Origin of the sequence: Clostridium brassicae (assembly GCF_026738875.1) — a bacterium.
Classification (GTDB): domain Bacteria; phylum Bacillota; class Clostridia; order Clostridiales; family Clostridiaceae; genus Clostridium_H; species Clostridium_H brassicae.
In genome coordinates, this window is record NZ_JAPQFJ010000041.1 from 1 (window position 1) to 9118 (window position 9118).

The 9118-nt window shown below is 30.7% G+C and carries 6 protein-coding genes and 1 pseudogene; all 7 read right to left on the bottom strand.

Annotation, left to right across the window (positions count from 1 at the left end; genetic code table 11):
- Positions 1-161: 161 nt before the first annotated feature.
- Positions 162-1532, bottom strand: coding sequence for an aldehyde dehydrogenase family protein (locus OW729_RS18890; RefSeq protein ID WP_268063093.1), 1371 nt, complete (start codon positions 1530-1532; stop codon positions 162-164).
- 172 nt (positions 1533-1704) lie between these two features.
- A complete protein-coding gene (locus tag OW729_RS18895) occupies positions 1705-3213 on the bottom strand; it encodes an acetyl-CoA hydrolase/transferase family protein (protein WP_268063094.1) in 1509 nt (502 codons plus the stop codon).
- Positions 3214-3345: 132 nt separating this feature from the next.
- Positions 3346-4260 (bottom strand): DMT family transporter, encoded by a 915-nt coding sequence (locus tag OW729_RS18900; RefSeq protein WP_268063095.1) that lies wholly within the window; start codon positions 4258-4260, stop codon positions 3346-3348.
- Positions 4261-4580: 320 nt separating this feature from the next.
- Entirely contained in the window at positions 4581-5882 is a 1302-nt protein-coding gene (locus OW729_RS18905; protein WP_268063096.1) for an acetyl-CoA hydrolase/transferase family protein, read from the bottom strand.
- A gap of 95 nt (positions 5883-5977) precedes the next feature.
- Positions 5978-7429, bottom strand: coding sequence for a 4-hydroxyphenylacetate 3-hydroxylase family protein (locus OW729_RS18910; protein ID WP_268063097.1), 1452 nt, complete (start codon positions 7427-7429; stop codon positions 5978-5980).
- Between the two features lie 283 nt (positions 7430-7712).
- A complete protein-coding gene (locus tag OW729_RS18915) occupies positions 7713-8351 on the bottom strand; it encodes a nitroreductase family protein (protein WP_268063098.1) in 639 nt (212 codons plus the stop codon).
- 243 nt (positions 8352-8594) lie between these two features.
- A pseudogene (locus tag OW729_RS18920) lies at positions 8595-9118 on the bottom strand (4-hydroxybutyrate dehydrogenase); the annotation flags it as partial.

Below are 9118 nucleotides of genomic sequence, written 5' to 3' on the forward strand. Positions count from 1 at the left end.
TGAAGCTCTGGTTGTATTTTTAATAATCTCATTCCTAAGGCCTCCGTTATTTATATATAATTAAATTATTCTTATTTACACTTATAAGCCGCTTTTAAAAGCGGCTTATATTTAAATTATTAATTTTTAGTTTAATTAAGCCCAAATTTTTTAGCTTTTAATTAAGCCCAGATTTCTTCGTCAGTTGGAACTTTAGCATCTTTAATAACCATACCTATTCTTGATACGTTTATTAAGTGCTTGTAATCTAAGTTTTCTGAAATTACATTATTACCCCAAGTTCCACATCCTAAAGTTGTAGTTGGAGCAAATCCATTAGTTAATGATCCACCTGCAGTTGTTGATGATGATGCATTTACAACTAATCTACTTACTGTTAAGTTAATTCCTGCATACTCGATATGTTCTTTATTGTTTGAGTGAATAGCAGCTGAATGCCCTTTTCCTTCTGTATTTAAGTTAGTTTGAGCTATTTTAACAGCTTCTTCAAATTTCTCGTATTTAAAAGTAGCTATTGCTGGGCACATTTTTTCTCTGCAAAGATCATCTTCTGCACCAATTCCACTAGCTTTTAATAATATAACTTTTGTTTCTTGTGGAACTTCTACTCCTGCAAGTTCTGCAACTTTTTGTACTGATTGGCCAACAACATCTTTGTTAATATGTCCATTTATAAAAATTGCTTTTCTAAATTTATCAACTGTTGCTTCATCTTCAACATAGTAACCACCATTTGCTACAGCAGCTGCTATAACTTCGTCATATTTATCAGCAGGAGCTATTATAGTTTGTTCTCCTGAACAGATTATACCATTATCAAATTTTCTTCCATCTATTATTTTAGCTGTAGCATCAGCAAAATCAACATCTCTGTCAACTATAACTTGTACGTTACCAGCTCCAACCCCGTAAGAAGGTTTTCCACTTGAATAAGCAGCTTTAACAACTCCCATACCACCTGTAGCAATTACTACATCTACTGCTTTCATAAGTTCATTAGTTCTTTCTATTGCAGATTCTCTTATAACTTGAATAGCATTTTCAGGACATTTTACTCCTTTATCTTTTAATGCTTTCATTATTAAATCTACAGTATGTGCGCTACATTTTTGTGACCTTGGGTGTGGAGCTACTATTATAGCATTTCCACCTTTTATTGCAAACATTGAGTTACACATTGGAGTAACGATTGGGTTTGTAGTTGGAGTAACTGATCCTACCACTCCTACTGGTTTAGCAACCATAACAAGACCTTTTGCTTCATCTCTATCTATTATTCCAACTGTTTTCTTGTCTTTTATATTGTTCCAGATAATTTTAGCTTTTCCTTTATTTTTACCAACTTTATCTTCATAAACTCCCATTTCTGTTTCTTCAACAGCCATTTTAGCTAATTCTTCTGCATTATCATAAACAGTTTTTCCTATTACTTTAACTATAGCATCAAGTTCTGCTTGAGTATATGTTGCTAATTCAGCTTGAGCCTTTCTAGCTTTTTCTACAAGTTCTTGAATAAATTGTTTGTTGTCCATTTTAAAATTCCTCCCAAGGTTTATTTTTTATATTTTTAAGTATCTATAATTAAATACTTTTATGTTATCAAATATTCTATAGTTTTTACTTATTTCAGAAAATTGCGTAGTCCATAAGCATATAACTTCATGTAATTTCTTCACTTAATAATTGTTACTTATTAAATAAATTTTATTTATTCAATTTCATTGTTCCAGTTTTTTGGAATCTAGAATGCCATGAAAGAGCTTCGTCTAAAATATGTGGAGTATGTTTAGCTCCATTTTCTATTGATCTATTGTAGTAATCTAAAAGCATAGGTCTATAATCTGGATGAACACAATTATTAATTATAGCTAGTGCTCTTTCCTTTGGACTTAATCCTCTTAAATCTGCAATTCCTTGTTCAGTTATTATAACCATAACATCATGCTCAGTATGATCAACATGAGAAACCATAGGCACTATTGAAGATATATCTCCATTCTTAGCAATAGATGCTGTTGTAAATATTGTAATATATCCATTTCTAGCAAAATCTCCTGATCCACCTATACCATTCATCATTTTTGAACCTGTAACATGAGTAGAATTTACATTACCATATATATCTACTTCTAAAGCAGTATTCATCGCAATAATTCCAAGTCTTCTAGCAACTTCTGGATTATTACTGATTTCTTGTGGTCTTAATATTATTTTATCTTTGAAGAAATCAATTTCTTCTAAGAATTTTTCAAATCCTTCTGGTGAAGCACTTATTGATGTAGTTGATACTAAATCTGCTTTACCACGTCTTAACAATTCTAACATAGAATCTTGTACAACTTCTGTATAACATGTTAATCCTTCAAACTCTGAATCACATAAACCATAAAGAACTGCGTTAGCTACACTTCCTACACCTGATTGAAGTGGAAGTAAACTTTTAGGAAGTCTTCCTTCTTTAACTTCTTTTCTAAAGAACTTTAATATATTATCTGAAATCATTTTAGAAACTTCATCTGTAGGTGCTAATGGTCTTGCCTTATCTTTCATATCAGTTTCTACTATAGCAATTATCTTGCCAACACCACACTCTATGTATGGTGTACCTATTCTATCTCCTGGATGAGTTATTGGAATAGGCTTTCTATATGGTGGATTTTCAGTAGTATATATATCTGCCATACCTTCTAATTTCATAGGCTTTGATGTGTTTATTTCTACAATAACCTTATCTGCACTTTTTATAAAAGCAGGAGTATTTCCTATTGCTGTTGTAGGAATTATATGTCCTTCTTCTGTTATAGCTAAAGCTTCTACAATCGCTACATCAACTTTAGGTAAAACGCCATAATTTAAATATTGAGTCGAGTGACTTAAATGCATATCTATATATTCTACATTTCCTGCATTAATTTCATTTCTTAATGTAGAATTTGTTTGATAAGGGAGTCTTTTTGCAATAATTCCAGCTTCTGCCCATGCCCCATCAACTTCTGGTCCTAGTGATGCCCCAGAATATAGAGTCAATTTCATTTTTTCTCCTGTTTTTTTAATCTTTTCAGCAAGAGTAAGTGGTACAACTTTAGGATATCCTGATGGTGAAAATCCACTTGTTCCTATAACCATCCCATCTTTTATATGTTTAATTGCTTCTTCAGCAATCATTACCTTTTCTAAAAGTTCCTTATTCCTAATTCTTTCATTAGTAACCATAGTAACCTCCTTATTTATAGTTAAATTATTAACATTTACTAATGCAACAAAATACTTATATGTTAAAAAACTACATTCATTAAACTAATTACTAATATAAATTTAACAATAATAAAATCTATATGCTGGTTTTTATTCAACCACTTGCTGTGTTGCTTGCTGTGATTTTTTAGAACTAAAGTTTATATATGATCCTACAATAATTAGTCCTATACCGATTAACATTGAAGCAGTTATTTTTTCTCCAAGTATTGCAACTGCAAGCACTGTAGCTAATGCTGGTTTAATCAAGAAAACCATTGATGCTGTTACAGCAGAAGTCATTTTTATCGCTCCTAGGTAGAATATATATCCAAGAGCTTTAATGAATATTCCCATATATAGAAGAACTAAAATACTTTCTTTTTCTATTCCTGAAAATATAGGTCTTCCTGTTACTAGTAATATTATTAAAACCATTATTGCACCAAAATAGAATACAAAACAGTTAAATATATACCCACCATATTTTTCTATTTTCATTTTACTTATTACTGTAAACAATGACCATGCTATAGCCGCACCTAATGCAAGCGTTATTCCTAATAAATCTGTACCACCTTTTGAACCTGCCATCATCTTAGATGGATTAAATATTATAACAACTCCTATTATACTTACAACAAGCGAAATTAAAGTCATTTTATCAACTTTTTCTTTCAAAATAAGATATGCAAATGGTACTGTAAACACTGCATTAGAGCTAAATATTACAGCACTTGTTGATGCTTGTGTATATTTACATGCAAAAGATAATAGCGCCATAGCTATTGGTATACACAAGGCTGCATTAATAGCAAAATATCCACAATCACTACCAGTAATTTTAAATTGCCTTTGTTTTAAATCCTTTATTGCTAACGGTGTTAAAATTATTGCACCCATTAAAAATATTATAAATGTTATTTGAAATCCATCAAGATGGTTTTTCATAAGCATTTTATTAGCTATTTCTTGTGTGCTATACAGTAATGCTGTTAAAAAAATGAATACATACCCTTTTTTCATAAAATCCTCCAATTCATTCAACTATAATTTTGAAATTGCTAAATACTTAAAATATATATGTGCTATGTGCGATAAATAGATTTCTTGGCTTCAGATAAAGTTTTAAACCCCACCTGAAGCATATTAACAGAATTTTTAGGAGTTTCACTCCTTAAAAATAGTTATCCTTTAGGAGAAAACATTATCCATGGTCGCACCATTCTAATACTTCCACTTAAAAAAAGATAGGAGTATTAGAATGGTTAGACATCGGATAAACGTGTTTTTTGAATATTTGTTAATATTTTAACATTTTTGTGTAAATAAAAATCATGTACATTTTAAAATTTATCCTTAAATTTATTTTCAAATTCTCTTATTAATGCTTGTCTAAAATTTGGATGAGCTATATTTATTAATGCTCTTGCTCTTTCTCTTAATGTTTTACCTTTTAATTGCGCAATTCCATATTCTGTAACAATATAATCAACATCATTTCTTGAAGTTGTTACTGCTGCTCCCTCATCTAAATTAACAACTATTCTAGATACTTTTCCTTTTCCAGCTGTTGAAGGCATAGCTATTATACATTTTCCACCTTTAGACATAGTAGCTCCTCTTACAAAATCTACTTGTCCTCCAACTCCGCTAATTTGTTTATTTCCTACACTTTCTGAACATACTTGTCCCATCAAATCAACTTGAACGCATGAATTAATTGATATTAAATTATCATTCTTAGATACTACTACTGGATCATTTACATAATCAACAGGATACATTTCTACCATAGGATTGTTATTTACAAAATTGTATAACCTCTTAGTTCCCATAAGGAAAGTAACTATTATTTTACCTGGATGTAATGTTTTTTTCTTATTTGTTATAACTCCTGCTTCAACAAGTTCAACTACTCCATCTGAAAACATTTCTGAATGTATTCCAAGATCTTTTTTGTCCTTTAAAAACAAAAGTACTGCATCTGGTATGGCCCCTATTCCTAATTGTAATGTATCTCCATCTTTTATTAATGATGCACAATTTTCTCCTATAGCCTTTTCTACCTCTCCTATTTTAGGTGGTTGAAGTTCTATCATAGACTTTGATTCTTCAACTATATAATCTATTTCTGAAATATGAATAAATGAATCCCCTAATGTTCTAGGCATTTGATCATTAACTTGTGCAATAACAGTCTTTGCACATTCTGCTGCTGCTTTAGTATAATCAACTGATACACCAAAACTACAATTTCCATGTTCATCTGGTGAACTTACCTGAATTAAAGCAACATCTACTGGCATATAATTTTGTTTAAATAATTTCGGTACTTCATGGAAAAAGCAAGTAGTAAAATCAGCTCTTCCTTCTTCAACAGCTTTTCTTGTGCTTCCTCCTACAAAAATGGCATTATGTCTAAAATGTTGTTCCATTCCAGGCTTTGCATACTCTGCACCACCCATAGCTACCATATGAACTATTTCTACATTAGAATAACTATTCTTATTGGCTACCATTGCATTTATAAGACCTTGAGGTTCTCCACAGGCATGTCCTATTACCACTCTGTCACCTGATTTTATATGTGATACCGCCTTTTCAGCAGTAGTTATTTTGTTTTCATATATCTCTTTCCAATCCATAACTCTTCTTTTTTCCTCCTTAAAACAGGCAGCCTAAACGCCACCTGTCAATATTTATAAATAACTTACAATTTCTAAAACAACTATTTTAACAACTATTTTACTCTAGCAATTGCTTTAGCAAGTTTTTTCTTATAAGGCAAGTTTCCTTGTCTTGCTATCATTATTCTTTGAGCTTGTGGTGAACCTGCTCCATGCATTGACTCTGTTCTATATCCTACTGCTGCTGTTCCTAATGTAATATTTTCTATTAATCTTAAAACCCTCATTCTGTTTTCTGTTGATACTGAAGATACACCAACTAAATATTTTTCTACATAGTGTCCTACTTCTTTACTTCTAAAGTCTTTTTCTGATGGCATTGTTACCATTAATCCACCTGCTATGTCTTCTGCCAGTCTTGCTATTTCATATGGGAATCTTGTTACGTTTTGTTTACATACATTCGCAAGTAAAAGATCTATTAAGTAGTTACCTGCCTCTGTTTTATATCCTTCAGCAGAACATGCTATTCCACAGGCATATAATGTTTCATTTAAGTGTGTCATTTCTATTAATTTATCTTTTATATGTGTAGCTTTAGCAGCTCCATTATAATCTGCAGCTAATGCAGCAGCTCCTATTAATACATCGCCAACTCCTACCTTACATCCACCATAACTTTGTCTATGGTATCCTGCAAATCTTTCAACTAACATTCCTGCATATTCAGTTTCTCCATTTAAGAATATTCTTTCATTTGGAACAAATACATCATCAAATACTACTAAAGCTTCATGTCCACCAAAGTTGAAGTTACCTACATCTATGTCTGCTCCTTCTTCCATCTTTCTTGTATCACAAGATTGTCTTCCCATTATCATAGTTATTCCTTTAGTATCAGTTGGTACTGAGAAAGATATAGCATAATCTTTATCTTCTGGTCTCATAGCCATAGTAGGCATTACTAATACCTCATGAGAATTAGTTATCCCTGTTTGATGTGCTTTTGCTCCTCTAACAACAACACCATCATCTCTTCTTTCTACAACATGAAGATATAAATCAGGATCTGCTTGTTTACTTGGTGATAATCCTCTATCTCCCTTTGGATCAGTCATAGCTCCATCAACTGTTAAATCATTTTTTTGTACATATTCCATGAATTTCTTAAATCTTTCATGGTAGCTTGTACTATATGATTTATCAATTTCATAAGTTGTGCTATATTCAGCATTAAAAGCATCCATACCAACACATCTTTGGAAACAAGCTGCTGTTTTTTGTCCACATAATCTTTGCATCTTTACTTTTTTAATTAAATCATCTGTATTTTGATGAAGGTGAGTAAAACGATTAACTTTCTCTCCAGTCAAACTAGAAGTTGCAGTCATTAAATCTTCATATTCAGGCATTTGTGCTAAATCATAAGTCATTTTTACTGAGTTTAGAGATGGACGAATTGTTGGGTGATCCACTACATTTTCTATTTTTTCTCCAAACATATAGACATTTAAATTAAGTTTTCTAAGACTTTCTACATATTGTTCCCCTGTCATTAAAGGCATTTATATCAATCCTCTCTTATTTGTTTTTTATCACTATGTTATAAATTTAGCAATGTTTGTGCCAATTACTTGATTTTTTTTTAATATTATTATTTAAATCAGATTTTATACATATTATCATTCATTTACCTAAGTTTCATATAAATTACTTAGACAAAAAAATATCAATACTTGTTGCACTTACGCAACAAGTATTGATATTTTTTTAACACTTAACCATTATGTGGCCTCATTACTGTCATTATATTGCAAAAATACAACAAGTTGCATTTTCGCATGAAAATTATTCCATTATAGTAATTATTTCTTCCACAGGCTTTCTTGGAGGTCTTCTAAAATCTGTACTTAAAGGTATTCCCAGTGGAGTCATAGCTATAAGAGAATATCCTTCTTTTTGGAAACCTATTAAGTTATTTATTTCTTTAGCAGCGTAAACAGGTCCTGTAATCCAGCAAGTACCATATCCCATATTAGCTGCTGAAAGCATAATATTTTCTACTGCTGCTGAAACTCCCTGTATTCCTGGTGCTGTATTCCAAAGTTCTTGAAGTTCTTCTTCACATGCACCTGATAATTTTAATTCTTCATATCCTGTTGGCATATATTTTCCTGCATAAACTAAAATCAAAGTTGGAGCATTTTTAAATGCTAATTGATATTTAATACCTTTAATAAACTTATCTTTAATATTTTCATCTTCAATTTTATCTGCAATATTTTTATTTTTTTTCTCTAATTCTTCTGCAATTTTATTAATTAGATCTTTTTTATTTATTATTACAAAATGCCAGTTTTGAACATTCTTACCTGAGGGTGCAAAAGAACCAGCTTTTATTATTTCTTTTATATGTTCCATAGGAACCTTATCATCTTTAAACTTTCTAACACTATATCTATTATATATAAAACTATTTTCTGCCATTCACATTACCTCCTTAATCACTATAACTTACTAATATATAAATTTATTCTTAATCTAAAATATATCTTTCCTATTAAATTATCCTCTATCTACCTGAATTATAAAAGAACCTATTGATATAATATCATTACTTTCCTATTAGCTAAATAAGTCCATAACAATATGGTTATTATAAGTAAAATAAAAGCAAGAGGCAATAAAATCTCTTGCTTTTATTATTAAATTTAACATGGGAAATGTTAATTAGTATAAGCTCTTATAAATATCACGTATTTCATCTCTTGAAAGTGGAACATAGTTATTAGCTAGAAGTCTTTGTTGTCCTGCAATAACACTATCTGCAAAAGTCTCTATTTCTTCTTCTTTCATTCCATATTCCTTAAGAGGTTTTCTTGCTAATAATTTATCAAGAATTTTAGCAAGTTCATCATATACATCAGCATCTTTGTTAGCTCCTAATATTTCAGCTAATACCTTATTGATTTCTTTTATGCTTCCATCTGGATTTTTCTTGTTGTAAGTCTTAAATACTTCAACAAAGAATTGATAGTTAGCTTCACCATGAGGAACATGATAAACTCCACCTAAAGGATAAGAAAGTGCATGAACAGCTCCTACTCCAGTATTACCAAAAGCAATACCTGCATAGTTACTTCCTATAACGAAATCTTCTATAATTTCTGTTCTATATTCTTCACCTTTTTCTACTATAGCTTTATAACCCTTGATTATAAGTTCTATAGCTTTAACACTGAATATTTCAGTAT